Source organism: Ruthenibacterium sp. (genome assembly GCF_017421385.1).
In the GTDB taxonomy this organism is placed as follows: domain Bacteria; phylum Bacillota; class Clostridia; order Oscillospirales; family Ruminococcaceae; genus Ruthenibacterium; species Ruthenibacterium lactatiformans.
In genome coordinates, this window is record NZ_JAFOIN010000013.1 from 1 (window position 1) to 21,683 (window position 21,683).

Consider the following 21,683-nt stretch of genomic DNA (forward strand, 5'->3'; position numbering starts at 1 on the left):
CGGCGCGCGCTGGCCGCGCCCCTGCGTCTGTTTCTCTTCTTTTTCAAACACCTGCATCGGCCACTCGTGTTCCACGGACGGGATGCGGATGTGCGTCAGCTTTTCAATATCCGCCAGATATTCCTTTTCCTCAAAGTCGCAGAAGCTTACGGCCACGCCCGCGTGCCCCGCGCGCCCCGTGCGCCCGATCCTGTGCACATATGTCTCGGGGATATTGGGCAGATCATAGTTGAACACATGGGAAAGGCCGCTGACGTCAATGCCGCGGGCGGCAATGTCCGTGGCCACCAGCACGCGGATACGGCCGTCCTTGAAGCGGCCCAGCGCGTCCTGCCGGGCGTTCTGGCTTTTGTTGCCGTGGATGGCCATAGCCCCGATGCCCGCGCGGGCAAGCTCCCGCACAACGCGGTCCGCCCCATGCTTGGTGCGGGTGAACACCAGCGCGCTGGTCACCTCCGGTTTTTGCAGCAGCTGCGCCAGCAGGTGGCGCTTGTTGCCCTTGTCCACAAAATAAACGCTTTGCTCAATGCGCTCCACCGTCGTGGCGGGCGGCGCGACCATCACCTTTTCCGGGCCGTGGAGCAGGCCGTCGGCCAGCTCCTCGATCTCCCGCGGCATGGTGGCCGAGAACAGCAGCGTCTGCTTTTGCCCCGGAAGGCAGGCGAGCACCCGCTTCACATCATGTACAAAGCCCATGTCCAGCATACGGTCGGCTTCGTCCAATACGAATATCTCAACATTTTTCAGGTCGATATAGCCCTGTCCGATGAGATCGTTCAGGCGGCCGGGCGTGGCTGTCAGGATATCTACGCCCTTTTTCAGCCGAGCCACCTGGGGATTCTGGTTCACGCCGCCGAAAATAACGCAGTGTGCAAGGCGCATATGGCGGCCGTAGGCCGCAAAGCTTTCGTCGATCTGCAGCGCAAGCTCGCGGGTCGGCGTGAGAATGAGCGCTCGGATGGGGCGCCCGCCCGAAGGTGCTGGCGCAGCCGCCAGACGCTGCAGAATGGGCATGGCGAACGCGGCGGTCTTGCCGGTTCCGGTCTGAGCGCAGCCCAGCAGGTCCCGCCCGGCCAGTACGGGCGGAATGGCTTTTTGCTGAATGGGAGACGGTTCTTCGTAGCCCGCCTCGGCGGCGGCTTTCAAAATTGGGGGAATCAGGTTCAAATCGCTGAATTTCATGCAGTGGGTTCCAATCTTTCCTTATCGCGGGACGCGCACACCTTCTGTCCCGGGCAATAAAAACATATTTTTTCGCGGGCGCGGCCCGCACCGGGCAAAAAATTTTTCCGGCAGGCTCCGCGCGGCTTGTACCGACGCGGACAGTGTGCTAAAATGGGGGCGGTCAGAGACAAAACATTGCGGAAACGGCTAAAAAACCCCATATTATTATATATTATATCATGTCTCCGCCAGCCGTGGCTAGAACAAAACCGCACCTGCTGCGGTTTTGCATGGTTCAATGTTCTCAAAGCTCTGTGCGTCAGCACAGGGGCGTGTGCCACGCACACGCCCGGCCGCACATGCGGCGGCTTTGAGGTTATTATACCATATTTCTAAGCTCGCACTTCGCGTACCGCTCGTGTTCACTAAAAAACATGGTATCTATGCCGCCAGGCTCATGCTTCGCCTGCGGCTCGCATTCACCAACCGGACATATTATACCACAGAACGGGAGAAACCCCAAGATGGAAGCTGCTAAAAAAATCTTTACCCGCGCGCATATCATCTGGTTCCTGCTGCTCAACTTCGGCCTTGTGCTGCTGGCGGCAGGCATCCATTTTTTCAAATCACCCAATAATTTTGCAATGGGCGGTACGTCCGGCATCTCCATCATCGCGGCCACGCTTCTGCCGCATATGGATGTGGGCACGTTCATGTTTATCATCAACGGCGTGCTCATCGTGCTGGGGCTGGTGTTTCTGGGGCGCGCGGTCATCGGGGCCACGCTTTACTCTTCGGTGGCGCTCTCGTTCTATGTCTGGGTGCTGGAGCGCGCCGTGCCCATGGCCCGCCCGTTTACGGACGACACGTTCCTGGAGCTGTGCTACGCCGTTATCCTGCCTGCGGCGGGCAGCGCTATTATTTTTAACATCGGCGCCTCCAGCGGCGGCACCGACATCATTGCCATGATCCTTTCCAAATACACGAGTCTGGAGATCGGCAAGGCGCTGCTCGTTTCGGATTTCTGCATCGCGCTGTTTGCCGGCGGGCTGTACGGCGTGCGCACAGGCCTGTACTGCGTGCTGGGCCTGCTGGCCAAGGCCTTTGTGGTGGACGGCGTCATCGAAGGCATCAACGTGCGCAAAAAGGTCACCATCGTGTCCCGCCAGCCGGACAAGATCAATGAGTTCATCATGGGCACGCTGCACCGCGGCGCTACCGTATATACGGCCCACGGCGCCTTTTCGGGCCGGGACGAGCAGGTCATCACCACGGTGCTGAACCGGCGCGAAGCTGTCTCCCTGCGCAATTACATCCGCCGGACGGATCCCGGCGCTTTCATCACCATCGTCAATTCCAGCGAGACCATCGGCAAGGGCTTCCGCGCCATCTGAACGGCGCGCCTGCCTGCTTTTCCTTTTACACAAAAAACCGCTCCGGCGCTTTGTTGCATACCGGGGCGGTTTTTTGTAATTTTCCCATCTGATTATACAGAAAGTTCAGCTTTCTCTCCCAGCAGCGCGCGGTTTTCCTCCAGAAGCGGGCGGATGCAATCCGCCAGGAATTCCTCCACCTGTGCGGCGCTGCGGCCCGTGAAGTCCTCCGGCTTGAGGATGGCCTCGATCTCCTCGTAATCCAGCCCGAAAGAGGAGTCGGCGCAGATGCGCTCGATGAGGTCGTTTTTGCCGCCCTCCTCTTTCACGACCTTTGCCGCCTGCTGCGCATAGACACGGATCTTCTCGTGCAGCTCCTGGCGGTCGCCGCCTTTCTTGACGGCGCTCATCATGATGTTTTCGCTGGCCATGAAGGGCAGCTCCGCCATAATGCGGCTTCGGATGACCTTTGGGTATACCACCAGGCCGTCGCACACGTTGAGCATGATGTTCAGAATGGCGTCCACGGCCAAAAAGCCCTCGGCCACGGCCACGCGCTTGTTGGCGGAATCGTCCAGCGTGCGTTCAAACCACTGTGTGCCCGCGGTGAACGCGGGGTTCAGCACGTCGATCATCACGTAGCGGGCCAGCGCGCAGATGCGCTCGCACCGCATGGGATTGCGTTTGTAGGGCATGGCGGACGAACCGATCTGGTTTTTCTCAAACGGTTCCTCCATCTCCTTGAAATTGGCCAGCAGGCGCATGTCGTTGCCGAACTTCATGGCGCTCTGCGCAACGCCGGACAGCGCGGACAGCACATTGTAGTCCACTTTGCGGGAATACGTCTGGCCCGAAACGGGAACCACTTTTTCAAAACCCAGCGCGGCGGCGATGTCGGCCTCCACCGCCTTGATTTTTGCGTCGTCGCCCTCAAACAGCTCTACAAAGCTGGCCTGTGTGCCCGTGGTGCCCTTGCTGCCCAGCAGCGCAAGCCCCTTGATGCGCGTCTCGATTTCGGCGTAATCCATATACAGCTCGCCCAGCCACAGCGCGGCGCGCTTGCCCACGGTGGTGAGCTGCGCGGGCTGCAGATGTGTGTAGGCCAGCGCGGGCATGGCCTTGTATTCGTCCGCGAATTCTGCCAACAGGGCCATCACGTTCAGCAGCTTGCGGCGCACTACCTCCAGCCCCTCGCGCATGACAAGGATATCGGTATTGTCGCCCACATAGCAGCTGGTGGCCCCCAGATGGATGATGCCCTTTGCCTCCGGGCACTGCACGCCGTAGGCATAGACGTGGCTCATCACGTCGTGGCGGCACTCCTTTTCCCGGGCGGCGGCCACATCGTAATTGATGTCGTCCTTGTGCGCCTCCAGCTCGGCGATCTGCGCGTCGGTGATGGGCAGGCCCTGCTTCTGCTCGGCCTTCGCCAGCGCGATCCACAGCCTGCGCCACGTCTTGAATTTATTGTCCTCCGAGAAGATGTACTGCATCTCTTTCGACGCGTAACGCGTCTGGAACGGGGAAGTATAGGTATCGTGTGCCATTGTGCTCTCCTCTTACAGTTTGAAGTAATCCACGCCGCCCTCAAACAGCTTCTGGTATTTGTTGCCGTCCACGTTCTTATACAGGTTGTCGCCGCTGCGCTCGGAATGGCCCATCTTGCCCAGTACACGGCCGTCCGGGCTGGTGATGCCCTCCACGGCATAGTAGCTGCCGTTGGGGTTGTGGCGCACGTCCATGGTGGGCTTGCCGGACAGGTCTACATACTGGGTGGCGATCTGCCCGTTTTTCACTAGGCGGTCCAGCGTTTCGGTTCCGGCCACGAAGCGGCCTTCGCCATGGCTGACGGCCACCGTGTGCACATCGCCCGGCTTTGTATACTGCAGCCAGGGCGAAAGGTTCGACGCCACACGGGTGCGCACCAGCATACTCTGGTGGCGGCCGATGGTGTTGAATGTCAGCGTGGGGCAGGTATCATCCGTCTCCACGATATCGCCGAAGGGCACAAGGCCCAGCTTGATGAGCGCCTGGAAGCCGTTGCAGATGCCCAGCATCAGGCCGTCGCGCTTTTGCAGCAGCCCGCGCACGGCCTCGGTGATGGCCGGGTTGCGGAAAAACGCCGTGATGAACTTGGCGCTGCCCTCCGGCTCGTCGCCGCCGGAGAAACCGCCCGGCAGGAAGATCATCTGGCTGCGCCCGATGAGCTCCTTCACAGCAGCCACGCTCTCGGCCACATGGGCCGGGGTGAGGTTGTTGATGACGAATACCTCGGGCTCGGCCCCGGCGCGCTCCATGGCGCGGGCGGAATCGTACTCGCAGTTTGTGCCCGGGAACACCGGGATCAGCACGCGGGGCTTTGCTGTGCCCACCTTGGGCGCCACGCGGTTCAGCGCCTCGTACTTCAGCGCGGGCGCCTCCTGCGCCGGCCCGGCTGCCTCTGCCGTACGGTAGGGCAGCACCGGCTCCAGCTTTGCTTCATAGGCTTCCTGCACTTTGGCCAGGTCGGCTGTCTCGCCGTTCAGTTCCCACACATAGCGCGCTGTTGTCTCGCCGATGGGCGTGCCCACGTCGATGTCCTCCGCCAGCTCCAGCACAAAGCTGCCATAGGCGTAGCCGAACAGCTTTGCGGCGTCAAAGCCCGGGGCGAAACGCACGCCCAGGCGGTTGCCCAGGCCCATTTTGAACAGTGCCTCGGCCAGACCGCCCATGGACGGCGTGTAGGCAGAAAGCACCTTTTTCTCTTTGATGAGCGTCTCCACCTGCGCCCACAGCAGCTTCAGGCTCCCGGCATTGGGCAGCAGGCCGTCGCGCATGGCCGGGCTCAGCAGCACCAGCTTCGAGCCGGGCAGCTTGAACTCCGGGCTGACGACATTGTCCGTATTGCCCGCGGCAACAGCAAAGCTGACCAGCGTGGGCGGCACGTCGATGTTTTCAAACGAGCCGGACATGGAGTCCTTGCCGCCGATGGCAGCGACGCCCAGTTCCACCTGCGCGTCCAGCGCGCCCAGCAGGCTGGCCATGGGCCGGCCCCAGCGGGTGGGGTCCGCGCCCAGGCGCTCGAAGTATTCCTGGAACGTGAGATAGGCGTTTTTGGCGGAAAAACCGGTGGCCACCAGCTTGGAAACGCTCTCGGCCACGGCCAGGTAGGCGCTGTGGTACTCGCTCTGTTCGGCGATGAAAGGGTTGTAACCCCAGGCCATGCCGGAGCAGGTCTTTGTCTCGCCGTGGGGCACGGGCAGCTTTGCCGCCATTGCCTGCACGGGCGTGAGCTGTGTCCGGCCGCCGAAAGGCATCAGCACCGTGCCCGCGCCGATGGTGGAATCGAACCGTTCGGACAGTCCTTTTTTGCTGCAGGTGTTCAGATCGCTCATCAGCGCGGTCAGTTTTTCCTCAAGCGTGCCCTCCGGCACTTTGCAGGGCGCCACGCTGCGTGCCGGCACGCGCACGTCCATATGCTTCTCCGCGCCGTTGGAGTTCAGGAATTTGCGCTTGATGTCGCAGATGATGTTGCCGTTCCAGCGCATGACAAGGCGCGGCTCCGCCGTCACCTCGGCCACGACAGTGGCCTCCAGGTTTTCCCTGTTGGCTGCGGCAATGAATTTCTCCGCGTCCTCCTTCGCCACCACAACGGCCATGCGCTCCTGGCTCTCGGAGATGGCAAGCTCGGTGCCGTCCAGCCCGTTATATTTTTTCGGTACGGCGTTCAAGTCAATGGAAAGGCCGTCGGCCAGCTCACCGATGGCGACGGAAACACCGCCCGCGCCGAAGTCGTTGCAGCGCTTAATCATCCGCGTTGCTTCCTTTGTGCGGAACAGGCGCTGCAGCTTGCGCTCCACGGGCGCATTGCCCTTCTGCACCTCTGCGCCGCAGGTCTCCAGGCTCTCCAGCTTGTGGGCTTTGGAGGACCCTGTCGCGCCGCCGCAGCCGTCGCGGCCCGTGCGGCCGCCCAGCAGGATCACCACGTCTCCGGGGACGGGCTGCTCACGGCGCACATTTGCCTCGGGCACCGCGCCCACCACCGCGCCGATCTCCATACGCTTGGCGATGTAGCCCGGGTGGTACAGCTCGTCCACCATACCGGTGGCAAGGCCGATCTGGTTGCCGTAGCTGGAATAGCCTGCCGCGGCTGTCGTCACCAGCTTGCGCTGCGGCAGCTTGCCGGGCATGGTATCCCTGACAGGCACCAGAGGGTCGCCCGCGCCAGTGACACGCATGGCCTGGTACACATAGCCGCGGTTGGCCAGCGGGTCCCGGATGGCACCGCCGATGCAGGTGGCCGCGCCGCCGAACGGCTCGATCTCGGTGGGATGGTTGTGCGTCTCGTTTTTGAACAGCAGCAGCCAGGGCTCGTCCGTACCGTTGTTGTCCACGGTGATGCGCACGCTGCAGGCGTTGATCTCGTCGGATTCGTCCATGTTCTTCAGCACGCCGGTCTTTTTCAGGTACTTTCCGCCGATGGTGCCCAGGTCCATCAGGCATACGGGCTTGTTTTTGCCCGCATGCACCTCCCTGCGCAGCGCAAGATAACGCTCCCATGCGGCCTTCACCGTCTCGTCCTCGATCTGCACGTCGTCCAGGATGGTGCCGAAGGTGGTGTGGCGGCAATGGTCGCTCCAATAGGTGTCGATCATACGGATCTCGGTGATCGTGGGGTCCCGATGCTCGCTTTTGAAATAGCTCTGGCAGAAGGCGATGTCGCCCTCGTCCATGGCCAGGCCGTAGCGCTTCACAAAATCCGCAAGGCCGGCCGCGTCCAGCGCGGTGAAGCCCTCCAGTGTTTCCACGGTGGTTGGGATGGCGTAATCGGTCTTCAGCGTGGCCTTCTCCGCAAGGGACGCCTCCCGAGCCTCTACGGGGTTGATGACGTATTTTTTAATTTCAGCCAGCTCCTCCGCGCTGGGCGCGCCGTACAGCAGGAACACGCGGGCGGACTGCACGTCGGGCCGCTCGCCCTGGCTGATGAGCTGGATGCACTCGGCGGCGCTGGCCGCGCGCTGATCGAACTGGCCGGGCAGGAACTCGGTGGCGAACACCGCGTCCGCGCCTTCGGGCACGGCCGTATAGGTGAAGTCCAGCTGCGGCTCACTGAACACGGTGCCGCAGCACTGGGAAAACAGCTCTTCGGAGATGCCCTCCACGTCGTAGCGGTTCAGCAGGCGCAGGCCCGTTACGCTTTTGATGCGCAGCAGATGACGGATCTCGGACAAAATGCCCCTGGCCTCCACCGCGTATTCGGGACGCTTTTCCACATAAATGCGATATACCATAACGTTTCCTCCCTGTGGCTCACAGCGCGGCAAGCGCCTTCTGGCCGATGTCCGAGCGGCGGTGCAGCCCCTCAAAGCCGATCTGGTCTGCCGCGCCGTAGGCCGCGGCCACGGCGTCAAACAGCGAATCCGCCACGGCGGTGACGCCCAGCACGCGCCCGCCGCTGGTGACGAGCACATTGTCCGCAAGGGCCGTGCCCGCGTGGTACACGGTGGCCCCGCCGCCCGGCAGCTGGCCGTCCGCGAGGCCCGTGATGGGCTTTCCTTTTTCATAGTGCTGCGGGTATCCGCCTGAAGCCAGCACCACGCACGCGGCGCTTTGGCCGCTGAATTTTACTTCCGTCTGCGCCAGCGTACCGTTGGTGGCGGCCTGCATCACAGCCAGCAGGTCGCTCTCCAGAAGCGGCAGCACCACCTGGGTCTCCGGGTCTCCGAAACGGCAGTTGTACTCAATGACCTTCGGGCCGTCGGGCGTAAGCATCAGCCCGAAATACAAACAGCCTTTGAAGGGCCGGCCCTCCGCGTTCATGGCCGCAACGGTGGGTTTGAAAATCGTCTCCATGCACACCTGTGCGATCTGCTGCGTATAATAGGGGTTGGGCGCGATGGTGCCCATGCCGCCGGTGTTCAGGCCCCTGTCGCCGTCCAGCGCGCGCTTGTGGTCCATGCTGGACACCATGGGCACGACGGTTTTTCCGTCGGTAAAGCTGAGTACAGAAACCTCCGGCCCCGTGAGAAACTCCTCGATGACGATACGGCTGCCCGACGCGCCGAACTGCCTGTCCTCCATGATGCTTTTCACAGCGGCCAGCGCCGCGGCCTCGTCCTCGCAGATCAGCACGCCCTTGCCCAGCGCAAGGCCGTCCGCCTTGACGACAAGCGGGTACTTCCGGTTGGCGCGCACATAAGCCGCGGCCTCGCCCGCGTCCGCAAACGTCTCGTAGGCGGCCGTGGGGATGCCGTACTTCTTCATCAGGTTTTTGCTGAACACCTTGCTGCCTTCCAGAATGGCGGCGGCCTTGTTGGGGCCAAAGGCGGGAATGCCCTTTTCCGCCAGCGCGTCCACCATGCCCAGCACCAGCGGGTCGTCCGGCGCGACGACCACATAATCGATGCCCTCCTGCACAGCAAAGGACACCACGCCCGCCACGTCGGTGGCGGCGATGGGCACGCACACGGCGTCGCTGGCGATACCGCCGTTGCCCGGCGCGGCATACAGCGCGGGGCGCCGCGGGCTTTCCTTCAGCTTGCGGATGATAGCGTGCTCCCGCCCGCCCCCGCCGACAACCAGAACCTTCATAGGTCAACCTCCCTGCTTTCGCCGCCGCGCCGCCAAACGCGGGCAGATCCGTGCTCCGCCCCGGCGCGGCCGCGCGGCGTTCTTTTTAATGGTGGAACAGGCGGATGCCGTTGAACGCCATCACAATGCCGTATTTATCGCAGGTTTCAATGACCTGCCCGTCCCGGATGGAGCCGCCCGGCTCCACGATGGCCGTCACGCCGGAACGGCGCGCGCGCTCGATGTTGTCCCCAAAGGGGAAAAATGCGTCGCTGCCGAGACAGACGCCCGTGACCTTGGACAGCCATTCTTTTTTTTCGGCGGGCGTCAACGGTTCGGGACGTGTGGTGAAGGTCTCCGCCCACACGCCGTCGCCCAGCACGTCCTCCCATTCGTCGGAGATATACACGTCGATGGCGTTGTCGCGGTTGGGGCGGGAGACGTCGGGACGGAACGGCAGGCCCAGCACCTTGGGGTGGTGGCGCAGCTGCCAGATGTCCGCTTTGTTGCCCGCAAGGCGCGTACAGTGGATGCGGCTCTGCTGGCCCGCGCCCACGCCGATGAGCTGTCCGCCCTGGGCGTAGCACACCGAGTTGGACTGGGTGTATTTCAGCGCGATCAGGCACAGCGTCAGGTCCCGCTTCTGCTCGTCTGTCAGCGCCCTGTTCCGTGTGACGATATTAGAGAACGTATCGTCGCCGAACTTCAGCTCGTTGCGCCCCTGCTCAAACGTGATGCCGAACACATCCTTGTGCTCCACGGGCGCGGGCTGGTAGGATGGGTCGATGGCGACAATGTTGTAACCGCCCTTGCGCTTTGTTTTCAGGATGGCCAGCGCGGCGGCGGAATAGCCCGGCGCGATAACGCCGTCCGACACCTCGTGCTGGATGACCTTCGCCGTGGCTTCGTCGCATTCGTCGGAAAGGGCGATCCAGTCCCCGAAGCTGGACATGCGGTCCGCGCCGCGGGCGCGGGCATAGGCGCAGGCCAGCGGGGAAAGCTCGATGTCCTCCACAAAATACATCTTTTTCAGCGTATCGTCCAGCGGCAGGCCCAGCGCCGCGCCGGCGGGGCTGACGTGCTTGAACGACGCGGCCGCGGGCAGGCCCGTGGCCTGGCGCAGCTCTTTTACAAGCTGCCACGCGTTCAGCGCGTCCAGGAAATTGATATAGCCCGGTTTGCCGTTCAAAACGGTGATGGGCAGCTCGCCCTCCCGCATGAAGATGCGCGCGGGCCGCTGGTTCGGGTTGCAGCCGTATTTCAGTTCCAGTTCTTTCATATCCTTAAAAACCCCCATTCGATGTCCCCGGCGGCCCTGCCGCACACGGGGCGGCGCGTTACACTTTTTCGTATTTGTTCACGATGCGGTCCTGCGTTTTGCCCGTGGCAAGGTCGATATACCGCACAAACAGCGAAACCTTGTTGTCCTCGTTCAGGCTGTTCCAGACCATTCTTGTAAACGTGTCGATATCGCCCATCAGGCGCACGCGCTCCGGTTCGCCCGCGAAGCTGGGGATGGGGCTGCCGTCGCAGCGGTAGGTATGGATAAAGCGGCCCTCGCCTGCAACGGGCTGGTCGTATTCAAAGAAGAACCGTTCCACGGAATCCGCGTTGCCGCCGTCGGATTTCAGAATGGACAGCTTGTACTTCATTGCGCCGTCCTTCACCTTCACAATGCCCGAGATGCGCGGCGTGAAGTTGGGGGAATCCGGCTCAAAGGTGCGCGTGCGCAGCGCCTTGGCAAAGCCCTTGCCCGCGGCCAGGTGGTCGTATATCGTATCCGTCTGGTCGCCGTTGGTCACGATGGTTGTTTTGCCCAGCACGCGCACGGGCGCGTAGATGATGAGGGACGGGTCCTCCAGCTTGGAGGGGTCCGCCGCTTCGGTAATGATGCCGCCGTCCTTCGCGGTGAACACGCGGTTGCGGCTGTTTGCGCTGCGGCCCATGATAAAATAGGCGATGACGGCGCTTTTGCCGTCCTCCGACCTTCCCAGCACGATGCCGCGGCCGGGGTATGTATTTACGGCAAGCTCCGCCGCAAGGCTCAGATGGTCCATATCCTTCTCCTCTTTCCGCGGCGCGGCGGGTCCGTCCGCCGCGTCCAATTCTTCCGTCAGCTGCGCCAGCGCACGGGGCAGCAGCTTCCATTCCGCCTGCTCCATCACGCGCTTCTGCAGCGTTTCCGGCGTATCGCCGGGCAGCACGTCCACGGCCTGCTGCAGCAGGATGCGTCCGCCGTCCGGCACTTCGTTCACAAAATGCACCGTCGCGCCCGTCACCTTCACGCCCTTTGCCAGCGCTGCCTCATGCACCCGCAGGCCGTAATAGCCCGCCCCGCAGAAGCTGGGGATCAGGCTGGGGTGCACGTTCAGAATGCGCTCGGAATACGCGGTGATGACGCTGGGGCCCAGGATGGACAAAAAGCCCGCCAGCACCACCACGTCGATGCGGTGCTCCCGCAGCGCGGCCAGCAGCGCCGCGTCGTATTCCTCCGGTGCGGCATAGCTTTTGCGCGCCACCACAATGCCGGGCACGCCTGCTTTGGACGCGCGCTCCAGCGCGTACGCGCCGGGCTTTGAGGCCAGCACCAGAGCGATTTTCGCATGGGGCAGCGCGCCCGCGGCCTTTGCGTCCAGAATGGCCTGCAGGTTCGTGCCGCCGCCGGAAACCAGCACCGCTACGTTCAGCATAGCTCTACGCCCTTTTCCGCACCCTTCGCGATCTCGCCCAGGATGTACGCATCCTCGCCCGCTTCCTTCAGGATGCGCACGGATTCGTCCGCCCTGTCGCCGGGCACGACGACAGCCATGCCCACGCCCATATTGAACGTATTGAACATGTCCCGCTCGGGAATTTTGCCAACCTTTTGCAGCAGCGGGAAGATGGGCGGCATGCGCAGGCTCTTTTTCTCGAGCTTCGCCACGCAGCCCGCGGCCAGCGCGCGGGGGATGTTCTCATAAAAGCCGCCGCCCGTGATGTGGCTCACGGCGCGCACATCCACCTGCTCCATCAGCGCCAGCACGGGCTTGACGTAAATTTTTGTGGGCGTGAGCAGCGTTTCGCCCAGCGTGCCGGAAAGTTCGTCGTAATGCTGCCAGATATCCGCGTACTCCACATTGAATATCTTGCGCACAAGAGAAAAGCCGTTGGAGTGCACGCCGCTGGAGGGCAGCGCGATGACGGCGTCGCCCGCCTGCATCTTCGTATTGTCAATGATTTTGCTTTTTTCCACGACGCCCACGGTAAAGCCGGCCAGGTCGTATTCCTGCTCCGGGTAAAAGCCCGGCATCTCGGCGGTCTCGCCGCCCACAAGCGCTGCGCCCGCCTGGACGCAGCCCTCGGCCACGCCCGCCACGATGGAGGCGATCTTCTCCGGGTAATTCTTTCCGCAGGCGATATAGTCCAGAAATACCAGTGGCTTCGCGCCGCAGGTGATCACATCATTGACGCACATGGCCACACAGTCGATGCCCACGGTGTCGTGCTTGTCCATCAGAAAAGCGATCTTCAGCTTCGTGCCCACGCCGTCCGTGCCGGAGACCAGCACCGGGTGGGTGAGGCCCGTCATATCCAGCTCGAACAGGCCGCCGAAGCCGCCCAGCCCGCCGATGGCGCCCGGCGTCATCGTACGCGCCACATGCTGTTTCATCAGCTCCACCGCGGCATAGCCCGCCGTGATGTCAACGCCCGCTGCCTTGTAGCTCTCGGAAAAGCTCTTCATATCGTTTCTCCTGTTCCCGACGGTCAGTCGTTGATATTTTCGGAAATTTTCTTTTCAAATTTGCTTTTTTCAGTGCTTTTGGGCGGCTCCACCGGGTATTTGCCCGTAAAGCAGCCCGTGCACAGGCCGCATTTACAGCCCTCGGCGATCTTCTTCACTCCGTCCACGCTCAAAAAGCCCAGGCTGTCCACACCCAAAATCTCCCGCATCTCCTCCAGCGAATGGTTGGCGGCGATGAGATTTTCCCGGCTGTCCACGTCCACGCCGAAATAGCACGGATACAGAAATTCCGGCGCGGAGGACAAAAAGTGCACTTCCGTGGCCCCGGCTTCCCGCAGCATCTGTACGATCTGCCGCGAGGTGGTGCCGCGCACGATGGAATCATCCACCAGCACCACGCGCCGGCCCTTCACGGTGTCCGCAATGGGGTTCAGCTTGATGCGCACGGTGTTCTCCCGCAGCTTCTGGTTGGGCTGGATGAACGTTCGGCCGATGTATTTGTTCTTCAAAAAGCCGATGCCGTAAGGGATGCCGCTCTGCTGGGAATAGCCCAGCGCCGCGTCCAGGCCCGAATCCGGCACGCCGATGACGACGTCCGCCTGCACAGGGTGCTCCAGCGCCAGAAACGCGCCGGCTCGCCGGCGCGCCCGGTGTACGGAAGCGCCGTCCACAACAGAATCCGGCCGGGCGATGTACACGTATTCAAACACGCACAGGCCTGTGGGGCAGCCGCAGTGGGTGCGGATGGAGCGGCAGCCGTTTTCGTCAAACACCACGATCTCGCCCGGCTCCACATCGCGCACGAACTCGCCGCCCGCGGCGGTGATGGCGCAGCTCTCGCTGGCAATGATGTCGTTTTCGCCCAGCTTGCCGATGCACAGCGGGCGGAAGCCCTGCGGGTCCCGCGCGGCGATGAGCTTGCGCGGGCTCATCACCACCAGCGAATACGCCCCCTTCAGCCTGTCCATCGTTTGCTCCACGGCCTGTTCGATGCTGTCGGAGGAAAGGCGCTCGCGGGTGATGGCGTAAGCGATGACCTCCGTATCCGACGTGGAGTGGAAGATCGCGCCCGAAAGCTCGAATTCCGAACGCAGCTCGGCGGAATTTGTCAGGTTGCCGTTGTGAGCCAGCGCCATCGGTCCCTTGATGTGGCGGATCACAAAGGGCTGCGCATTGGAGCGGACGGGCACCCCCGTGGTGGCATAGCGGCAGTGGCCGATGCACATATTGCCCCGGGGCATCGTCTCCAGCACGTCCTTGGTGAACACGTCGTTCACAAGGCCCAGCTCGCGCCGTTTGTAGAACACGCCGTCGTCGTTCACCGCCATGCCGCAGCTCTCCTGGCCGCGGTGCTGCAGCGCGTACAGGCCGTAATAGGTGGTACCCACCACGTCCAGGTCCGCGTCGCGGCGGTAAACGCCGAACACGCCGCACTCTTCATGCAGCTTTTCGTCAAGATAGTCTTTGATCATCCGTTCACTCCCCCAGCAGGCGCTTCATAACTTCCCGGTAGGCTTCCTCTTCGCCGCCCAGGTCGCGCCGGAACAGGTCTTTATCCAGGTGCGCGCCCGTGGTGGCGTCCCAGAAGCGGCAGGTGTCGGGGCTGATCTCGTCGGCCAGCACGATGGAGCCGTCGGGCAGGCGGCCGAATTCCAGCTTGAAGTCGATGAGGCGGATGTTGAAGCCCAGCAGATATTGGGAAAGGATGTCGTTCACCTGGAAGGCATATTTCGTGATGGTGTCGATCTCCTCCTGCGTGGCCAGGCCCAGGGCCAGCGCGTGGTAATGGTTGATGAGGGGGTCGTGATACTCGTCGTTTTTGTAGCTGAACTCGATGGTGGGGATCTTCAGCACCGTTCCCTCAGGCACGCCCAGACGCTTGGTGAAGCTGCCAGCGGCCACGTTGCGGATGATGACCTCCAGCGGCACGATCTCCACCTTTTTCACCAGCGTCTCGCGGTCGGACAATTCCTCCACAAAGTGGGTGGGCACGCCCTTTTCAGCCAGCATCTTCATCAGGTTGTTGGAAAGCCTGTTGTTCACCACGCCCTTGCCGCGGATGGTGCCTTTCTTTGCTCCGTCGCCGGCGGTGGCGTCGTCCTTGTAATCCACGATGACAAGGTCCGCGTCGTCTGTGGCGAATACCTTTTTGGCTTTCCCCTCATACAGCTGTTCCCGTTTTTCCATGTTGTTCTTCTCCCTCTTTTGTGTTTTATAAAAATAAAAAGATATTTGGAAAGCATTCCTTACAGCGCGGCCGCCTCGGCCCGGATGGCGGCGTCCTTTTCAGCGATGGAGCGGGCCATTTTCTCCCGGTCCTCCGCCAGCAGCGCGGCGATGCGCGCGTCGTGGATGGCCAGCATCTGAGCGGCCAGCACGGCGGCGTTTTTGGCGCCGTTCAGCGCAACGGTGGCCACAGGAATGCCGCTGGGCATCTGCACGGTGGCCAGCAGGGCGTCCAGGCCGTCCACCGCGCCGCCCTTAACGGGGATGCCGACGACGGGCAGCACGGTGTTCGCGGCGATGCTGCCCGCCAGATGGGCGGCCATACCCGCGGCCGCGATGATCACGCCGAAGCCGTTTTCCGCCGCGCGCTTTGCAAACTCCGCCGCAGCGGCCGGGGTGCGGTGGGCGCTCATTACGCGCACCTCAAACGGGATATCCCAGCTTTTGAGCTGTGCGGCCGCGGCTTTTACCGTTGGCCAGTCGCTGTCCGAGCCCATGATGATGGCTACTTTTTTGGTGTTTTCCATAAATCCATCTCCTTTGTGCGTCCCTGAAAAGAAAAAAGGCCGTGGTGCAGTTACACCATGGCCTTATGCTTGCAGTTTCAGCGCGGTATCCTCTTTCCGCAGCCCGCAGGCGCGCCGAAAAAACGCGCGGTATCCCGCAGACGCACTGCCCCGGCGGGAAGGCCGGCGGCTTACACTCCGCCCCGGGTACGCAGCGGTTCCCAAAGCGATTGATTGCATCCCGGTACCTCCTCTGAACAGCTTGTTCGGTGCGAAGAAAAAGGATATTATCATCGTACTATGAAACCGGAATAAAAGCAATCGCTTTCCGGCGGCGGCGCGAATTTTCAGAGAAAACAACAAGAACCTTATGCCGCCGGGCGGCTTTTTTGGTTGATTGTCTTACACAGATTTTACAATGCGGAACCGGCGCCGTCAGCCGCAGATGATATCCGCCGTATCCGCCCGCGCCAGGCGGATCAGTTCCTCGGGCGCAAGCTCGATCTGATAGCCAATCCTGCCGCCGCTTACGATGATGCTTGCGCCCGCAAGCGCGCTGCGGTCGAACACGGTGCGGTAGGCTTTCTTCATCCCCAGCGGGCTGCACCCGCCGCGGACATAGCCGGTGACCTTATTGATATCGGCCACATGGAGCATGGCTACGCTTTTTTCGCCCACGCTTTTTGCGGCCTTCTTCAGGTCCAGCTCGGCCAGCACGGGCACGACGAATACAAAGTAGCTTTTTCCCGCGCCCTGTGTGACCAGTGTTTTAAACACGCGGGCGGGGTCCTGCCCCATTTTTGCCGCAACTGACGCTCCGTCGATGGCGCCGTCGCCGTGGTCGTAGGTATGGGGCGTATAGGGCACCTTTTCCTTGTCAAGCATCCGCATGACGTTTGTTTTGAATTCTGCCATTTTGTTCACTCTTCTTTGCCGGTGCCTAACAGATCATCTGCAGACACGCCGAAATAACTGCACAGCATTGCAAAAGTTTCCACATACATCCGACGCTGCCGTGTTTCATACATGTTATACATTGAGGTTGCCACACCGAGTACATCCGCCATGTCTTTCTGCGTCAGCCCCTGCGCTTTGCGAAGCGCGCGGATACGGTCAATATAATCCATGCAGGCACCCCCTTCGTTTTATGATAATATATTCCATTTTGCTTTTTCACCAATAGTGAATTATACTTGAAATAGTTTTTTACTATTTGTGAAACAAAGGAGAATGGATTGTGAAAAGCATCATAAAAGATTGGTACACAGGCGAAAATATCCCGGTGGAGACGCGCCTGCCCGCTTACAGACGAACAGCGCGCGCTGGCGCGGGAAACGGAAGAACTGAAAGGTCGGTTCACCGCCACCTTTTCCCGGAGCCAGAACGAGCTGTATGAAGCCCTGTGCGACCGCGAAGAGCTTGCCGGGCTGCACCGGGAGACCGCCATCTTCGCACAAGGCGTGGGGCTCGGCCTGCGTCTGGCTTTCGAGGCTCTGGGATGAGAAGCGCAAGGCCTCGTTTACCCCGGCGAAAGGCTGCCCTTGACAAATGCGCCGAATGCGCGTATACTGCTAACAAATCTTTTCCGCTGGGGGAAAACCATGCCGGACCGTTCGTTTACAACTGCAAACTATTATTATTTTGGCTATTACTTTACAGGTAATGGCTCTGTTTGCTGTGGAACGGTTCAGGATGCAAAATAATTTTTTGTAAACTGATAAGCCGGCAGCGCAGAGCGCTGCCGGCTTTTTTGTTTTAAAATTTTAAATCGCAAGAGGGGTATGCAGTATGATCGTTATTTTTAAAAACAACGCGAACCCGGAGCAGGTGAAGCAGCTCTGCGCCGGTTTTGAAGCCCAGGGCCTCAAAATTCACAATTCCGAGGGCGAGCACACGCACCTTATCGGCCTCATCGGCGACACATCCAGCGTGGACATCGACCTTGTGCGCGCCAATGATTTTGTCGAGGATGTGAAGCGGGTCAGCGAGCCCTATAAAAAGGCCAACCGGAAATTCCATCCGGCGGACACCGCTGTGGACGTGGCGGGACATACGATCGGCGGCGGACATTTCTCCGTGATGGCCGGGCCGTGCAGCGTGGAGAGCGAGAGCCAGATCGTGGAAGTCGCCCGCGACGTACAGCGCAGCGGCGCGGGCATCCTGCGCGGCGGCGCGTTCAAGCCCCGCACCTCCCCTTACGCGTTCCAGGGCATGCGCGCCGAGGGCCTGGAGCTTCTGCGCGAGGCCCGCGCCGCCACCGGGCTGCCCATCGTCACCGAGATCATGAACACCGAGCACGTTCCCCTCTTTGCCGACGTTGATATGATCCAAGTGGGCGCGCGCAACATGCAGAATTTTGAATTGCTGAAGGAACTGGGCAAGCTGCAAACGCCCGTTCTGCTCAAACGCGGCCTTGCCAACACCATCGAAGAATTTCTGATGAGCGCCGAATATATCATGGCCGGCGGCAATGAAAACGTCGTACTGTGCGAACGCGGCATCCGCACGTTTGAAACGAGCATGCGCAACACACTGGACATTTCCGCGGTGCCCATGCTCAAAAGCAAGACCCATCTGCCCGTGGTCATTGACCCCAGCCACGCCGCGGGCATTGCCTGGATGGTGGAGCCGCTTGCCATGGCCGCCATTGCCGCGGGCGCGGACGGATTGATGATCGAAGTCCACAACGACCCGCCCCACGCCAAAAGCGACGGCGCCCAAAGCCTGACGCCCGCACAGTTCGACGCGCTGATGGGCAAGGTCAAGGCCGCCAGCGCCTTCTTCGGCAAGGCCATCAACTAGGGGACGCTTAAAAAATCGAAAAAGCTGTTTTCTCCAACAGGAATCGGTGTTTGCTTCGTTAAAAGTTCTCAGAACACAGCATTTTCTCTATTTTTTAAACATCGCTAAGCGCGCCGTTCCGGCGCATCCCGCAATAAGGCCCGGAGCCGCGCTGCTTTCCGCACGGCTCCGGGCCTTATTGCCGCACGAAGCGCATCAAAGCTCGGCGCGCCAATCCACGTCGAATTTCCGGTCTTTAAAATAATAATCCGCGTCCGCTTCGGTGATGGCGCGCAGCACGCGGCAGGGGTTGCCCGCCGCAACAACATTTGCCGGGATGTCCCGGGTGACGACGCTGCCCGCACCCACCACCACGTTGTCCCCGATGGTCACGCCGGGCGTGACCACTGTATTGCCGCCCAACCAGACGTTATTCCCGATGGTGACGGGCTGGCCGTACTCGTAGCCCGAATTGCGCGCGGCCGGGTGTACCGGATGGCCCGCCGCATAAATGGCGACGTTGGGCGCAAACATCACATTGTCGCCAATGGTCACCCTGCAAACGTCCAGGATCACACAGTTGTAATTGGCATAGAACCACTCGCCTACCTCAATGTTGTAGCCGAGGTCGCAGTGGAACGGCTCCTCGATGTGCAGATGCTCGCCCGTTCTGCCGAACAGGCCGCGCAGCAGCGCCGTGCGCTCTGCACGCGCATCCGGCGGCAGACGGTTGAATTCCCAGCAGGCACGCTGCGCCCGGGCGCGTTCCTCCGGCAGGCCGTCCATCCACGCCTTATAGGGCAGGCCCGCCAGCATGCGTTCCTTTTGTGTCATACTCCGCTTTCCTCCTCTGCTTTGCGCGGCCGGAGCCTTACAGCACGAACTGAAACAGGCACATGGCGTCCATATAATCCACACAGGTGAAGCGCAGCGTTTTTTCGTCCACCTGTTCCACGCCCGGGTAGAAGCTGCAGCGGTAGGCCGCCCGGTGTTCCTTATAGCGGATGATGATCTCAAACTTCGGAGGCATGGGCACGATGCAGGTACGGTACGCGCCGCTCTCCAACTGGGCGCGCAGCGTTTCCTCGATACGCTTGACGGCCAGCGCCGGATGCAGGCTGGTGGCAGAGTTTCCGTCCCCCTTATTGACGGGCACCGTGGCGATATCGGGTATCATGCGCCGTGCACTGTCGCACAGCGCCGCGTCGCCGGAAACAAAGCACACCGGCACGCCGTGATAGCCCGCCATATAGGCGTTGAGCGTGAATTCGCTGGCACGCACGCCGTTGATCTCCACATAATCCACACTGGTGTTCATGGTGTGGGAAAGCGGGTTGCCGTCGCAGCAGGCGGCCGCATGATAACCGGTAAAGACTGCCGCGTCCCAATCGCCGTGCTGGATGCCGCTCATCATGCTGTAAACATCGCCCGCCCAGCCCCGGTTGATCTGCACCTCTTCGGGCAGAACAGAGGGGTCGATGTTGCGGGCGGAATCATGAGCGTCCTTTACCAGAATGCGCTCGCCGCCTGCCGCCAGAGCGCCGCGGCAGGCCGCGGCCACCTCCCGGCTCATCTGCTGCTTAAAATAGGCGTAATCCCCGTCCGGCCTGCCCGGCTCGGTCTCGCTCCATGCGGCGATGCCGCAGGTGCCTTCGATATCGCTGGAAATGAACAGATTCATGGCGTTTCTCCTTTTCTTCCTCCTTGGCGTCCGGCGCGCCGCCGGGGGCGTTTTTTTCATCATAGCACAAAACCGCGGCCGTGCAAATACACGGCCGCTTTGCCTGTTGAAAAATCGTTTGTCCGCCCGGATATGTGGCGGGCGGGCAACCCTCTCTCCGTATTTTCCGCGCGCGGCCTTTACCGCGTGACGTTGCGGATCCAGTTGCCGCCCGCGATGCGGCGCAGACAGAAAAATGCCTTCAGCGGCATGTCGCATTTCAGCACGGCCAGCACCAGCACCGGCGGCGCGCCCAGCCAGAATGCCGCTGCCGCGCCCAGGGGGACCATCGCCCAGATACAGCCCACATCCGTGACAGCCGCGAAACGGGTATCCCCCGCGCCGCGCAGCACACCGCTGATCAGCGGGCAGGTGAACGCCATAAAGAAAATGGCCGCCGCATATACATACATCAATTGGTCGGTCAGTACGCGGGTGCTTTCCTTGATGTCATAAATGCCGATGACCGGCCCCTTCACCGCCAGCAGCAGCGCCGCGCACACCACGCCGATGACGGCGTAGATCTGGATGAGCTTGTTGACACAGGCCCGGGCGTACGGATAATCCCCCCGGCCCACCAGCATGCCCACCAGAACGGCCGAGGCATTGGACACCCCCAGGATGATGCTCGTTGCCATCTGGAACATCACATTGCAAATGCTGTTGGCCGCCACGATATCGCTGCTCATATGCCCCAGGATGACAGAGTGCATGGAAATGGCGACGCTCCACAGCAGCTCGTTGAGCATCACGGGCAAACCGTAGCGCACCAGGTCCCGGGCGAGGCCGCCCGACGGCCACAGCAGCATATGCAGGCGGAAGCGGATCTTCTTTTCCCACACGAGCATATAGGCGATGATCATCACGAACTCCGCCACGCGCGCCAGCACAGTGCCGACGGCGGCACCCGCCACGCCCATGCGCGGCGCGCCGAACTTGCCGAAGATGAACACGTAGTTGAAAAACACGTTCACCGCAAACGACACGCCGTAGATCGCCACCGAGACGTTGACGGTCTCCACGCTGCGCAGCACCACCAGGAATGTGGACGTGACGCCGTAGAAGAAATACGACAGCGACACGATGCGCAGATAGGATGCGCCGGCCTCGATAACGGCGGGCTCGGCGGTGAATATCTGCATCACCGGGCGCGGGAACAAAAACAGCACCAGTGTGAACAGCAGCCCCGCCGCGGCCGAAATGCGCAGCGCCAGGCTGGCGACGCGGCAGATGGAATCCACGTCCTTTTTGCCCCAGTACTGGCTGCACAGCACGATGGCGCCGCCCGCCACGCCGAATATGGCTACGGTATAAATAAAGAACACCTGGTTGGCCAGACTGGTGGCAGAGAGCGTCACCTCGCCCAGCCCGCCCAGCATCAGGGTATCCATCAGGTTGACACTGTACGAAATGACATTCTGCAGCGCCACAGGCAGTGTGAGCGCCAGCAGGCTGCGGTAAAACGAGCGCTCTACATGAATTTTCGGATTTTGGGCTTGCACGGGTCTCCTCCTGCCTCTCCCGTGCAAAAGGGCCGCCCGGCAGGGCGGCCCTTTTGCTTTTGGGAGGTAATGAGTGTTTGAGTGCTTGAAGACTCTTTGAACACCGGAAATACCGGCGTATCTATTGTATAACGGTAAGCG

The 21,683-nt window shown here is 61.4% G+C and carries 18 protein-coding genes and 1 pseudogene; 3 read left to right on the forward strand and 16 right to left on the reverse strand.

From position 1 onward, the window contains the following. On the reverse strand, window positions 1-1,182 hold a 1,182-nt coding region (locus tag IIY41_RS01350), incomplete at its 3' end, for a DEAD/DEAH box helicase (protein WP_287399328.1). Between the two features lie 506 nt (window positions 1,183-1,688). On the opposite strand from IIY41_RS01350, the gene IIY41_RS01355 reads away from it, so the two are divergent. Then, entirely contained in the window at window positions 1,689-2,558 is an 870-nt protein-coding gene (locus IIY41_RS01355) for a YitT family protein (RefSeq protein WP_050005521.1), read from the forward strand. 92 nt (window positions 2,559-2,650) lie between these two features. Here IIY41_RS01355 and purB read toward each other — a convergent pair whose 3' ends face one another. The 12 genes and pseudogenes from purB to IIY41_RS01415 form a co-directional block, all read right to left on the reverse strand. Then, a complete protein-coding gene (purB, locus tag IIY41_RS01360) occupies window positions 2,651-4,084 on the reverse strand; it encodes an adenylosuccinate lyase (protein ID WP_050005522.1) in 1,434 nt (477 codons plus the stop codon). A gap of 12 nt (window positions 4,085-4,096) precedes the next feature. Further along, window positions 4,097-7,807, reverse strand: coding sequence for a phosphoribosylformylglycinamidine synthase (locus IIY41_RS01365; RefSeq protein WP_287399331.1), 3,711 nt, complete (start codon window positions 7,805-7,807; stop codon window positions 4,097-4,099). 19 nt (window positions 7,808-7,826) lie between these two features. Further along, a complete protein-coding gene (gene purD / locus IIY41_RS01370; protein ID WP_119981090.1) occupies window positions 7,827-9,107 on the reverse strand; it encodes a phosphoribosylamine--glycine ligase in 1,281 nt (426 codons plus the stop codon). 85 nt (window positions 9,108-9,192) lie between these two features. Further along, window positions 9,193-10,365 (reverse strand): phosphoribosylaminoimidazolecarboxamide formyltransferase, encoded by a 1,173-nt coding sequence (locus IIY41_RS01375; protein ID WP_040910064.1) that lies wholly within the window; start codon window positions 10,363-10,365, stop codon window positions 9,193-9,195. A 58-nt stretch (window positions 10,366-10,423) separates the two neighbouring features. Then, window positions 10,424-11,143 (reverse strand): IMP cyclohydrolase, encoded by a 720-nt coding sequence (locus tag IIY41_RS01380; RefSeq protein WP_055080503.1) that lies wholly within the window; start codon window positions 11,141-11,143, stop codon window positions 10,424-10,426. A 57-nt stretch (window positions 11,144-11,200) separates the two neighbouring features. Beyond that, window positions 11,201-11,776: pseudogene (gene purN, locus IIY41_RS01385) on the reverse strand (phosphoribosylglycinamide formyltransferase); the annotation flags it as partial. After that, a complete protein-coding gene (gene purM / locus IIY41_RS01390) occupies window positions 11,770-12,807 on the reverse strand; it encodes a phosphoribosylformylglycinamidine cyclo-ligase (RefSeq protein ID WP_009323811.1) in 1,038 nt (345 codons plus the stop codon). The pseudogene purN and the gene purM, both read right to left, overlap by 7 nt. A 23-nt stretch (window positions 12,808-12,830) precedes the next feature. Next, complete coding sequence (purF, locus tag IIY41_RS01395) at window positions 12,831-14,279, reverse strand: amidophosphoribosyltransferase (RefSeq protein WP_009323810.1); 1,449 nt, start codon at window positions 14,277-14,279, stop codon at window positions 12,831-12,833. 4 nt (window positions 14,280-14,283) lie between these two features. Continuing rightward, window positions 14,284-14,994 carry a phosphoribosylaminoimidazolesuccinocarboxamide synthase gene (gene purC, locus IIY41_RS01400; protein ID WP_009323809.1) on the reverse strand — a complete coding sequence of 237 codons (711 nt, stop codon included), beginning with the start codon at window positions 14,992-14,994 and terminating at the stop codon, window positions 14,284-14,286. Between the two features lie 59 nt (window positions 14,995-15,053). Beyond that, window positions 15,054-15,560: a 5-(carboxyamino)imidazole ribonucleotide mutase gene (gene purE, locus IIY41_RS01405; protein ID WP_009323808.1), complete on the reverse strand. Its 507-nt coding sequence runs from the start codon at window positions 15,558-15,560 to the stop codon at window positions 15,054-15,056. 414 nt (window positions 15,561-15,974) lie between these two features. Next, a complete protein-coding gene (gene ybaK / locus IIY41_RS01410; RefSeq protein ID WP_009323806.1) occupies window positions 15,975-16,454 on the reverse strand; it encodes a Cys-tRNA(Pro) deacylase in 480 nt (159 codons plus the stop codon). Between the two features lie 5 nt (window positions 16,455-16,459). Beyond that, complete coding sequence (locus IIY41_RS01415; protein WP_205489787.1) at window positions 16,460-16,666, reverse strand: helix-turn-helix domain-containing protein; 207 nt, start codon at window positions 16,664-16,666, stop codon at window positions 16,460-16,462. Between the two features lie 147 nt (window positions 16,667-16,813). Between IIY41_RS01415 and IIY41_RS14040 the strand changes: the two genes are divergently transcribed. Together IIY41_RS14040 and aroF are read left to right on the forward strand one after the other, a co-directional pair. Beyond that, window positions 16,814-17,041 (forward strand): DUF6809 family protein, encoded by a 228-nt coding sequence (locus IIY41_RS14040; RefSeq protein ID WP_353806288.1) that lies wholly within the window; start codon window positions 16,814-16,816, stop codon window positions 17,039-17,041. Between the two features lie 286 nt (window positions 17,042-17,327). Then, complete coding sequence (gene aroF, locus IIY41_RS01420) at window positions 17,328-18,341, forward strand: 3-deoxy-7-phosphoheptulonate synthase (protein WP_009323801.1); 1,014 nt, start codon at window positions 17,328-17,330, stop codon at window positions 18,339-18,341. 195 nt (window positions 18,342-18,536) lie between these two features. Here aroF and IIY41_RS01425 read toward each other — a convergent pair whose 3' ends face one another. The 3 genes from IIY41_RS01425 to IIY41_RS01435 all read right to left on the reverse strand — a co-directional run bounded on the left by IIY41_RS01425 (window position 18,537) and on the right by IIY41_RS01435 (window position 21,542). Next, window positions 18,537-19,154: a sugar O-acetyltransferase gene (locus IIY41_RS01425; RefSeq protein ID WP_009323800.1), complete on the reverse strand. Its 618-nt coding sequence runs from the start codon at window positions 19,152-19,154 to the stop codon at window positions 18,537-18,539. A gap of 37 nt (window positions 19,155-19,191) precedes the next feature. After that, a complete protein-coding gene (locus tag IIY41_RS01430; protein WP_009323798.1) occupies window positions 19,192-20,001 on the reverse strand; it encodes a M55 family metallopeptidase in 810 nt (269 codons plus the stop codon). A gap of 179 nt (window positions 20,002-20,180) precedes the next feature. Beyond that, window positions 20,181-21,542: an MATE family efflux transporter gene (locus tag IIY41_RS01435; protein WP_287399339.1), complete on the reverse strand. Its 1,362-nt coding sequence runs from the start codon at window positions 21,540-21,542 to the stop codon at window positions 20,181-20,183. Window positions 21,543-21,683 lie beyond the last annotated feature (141 nt).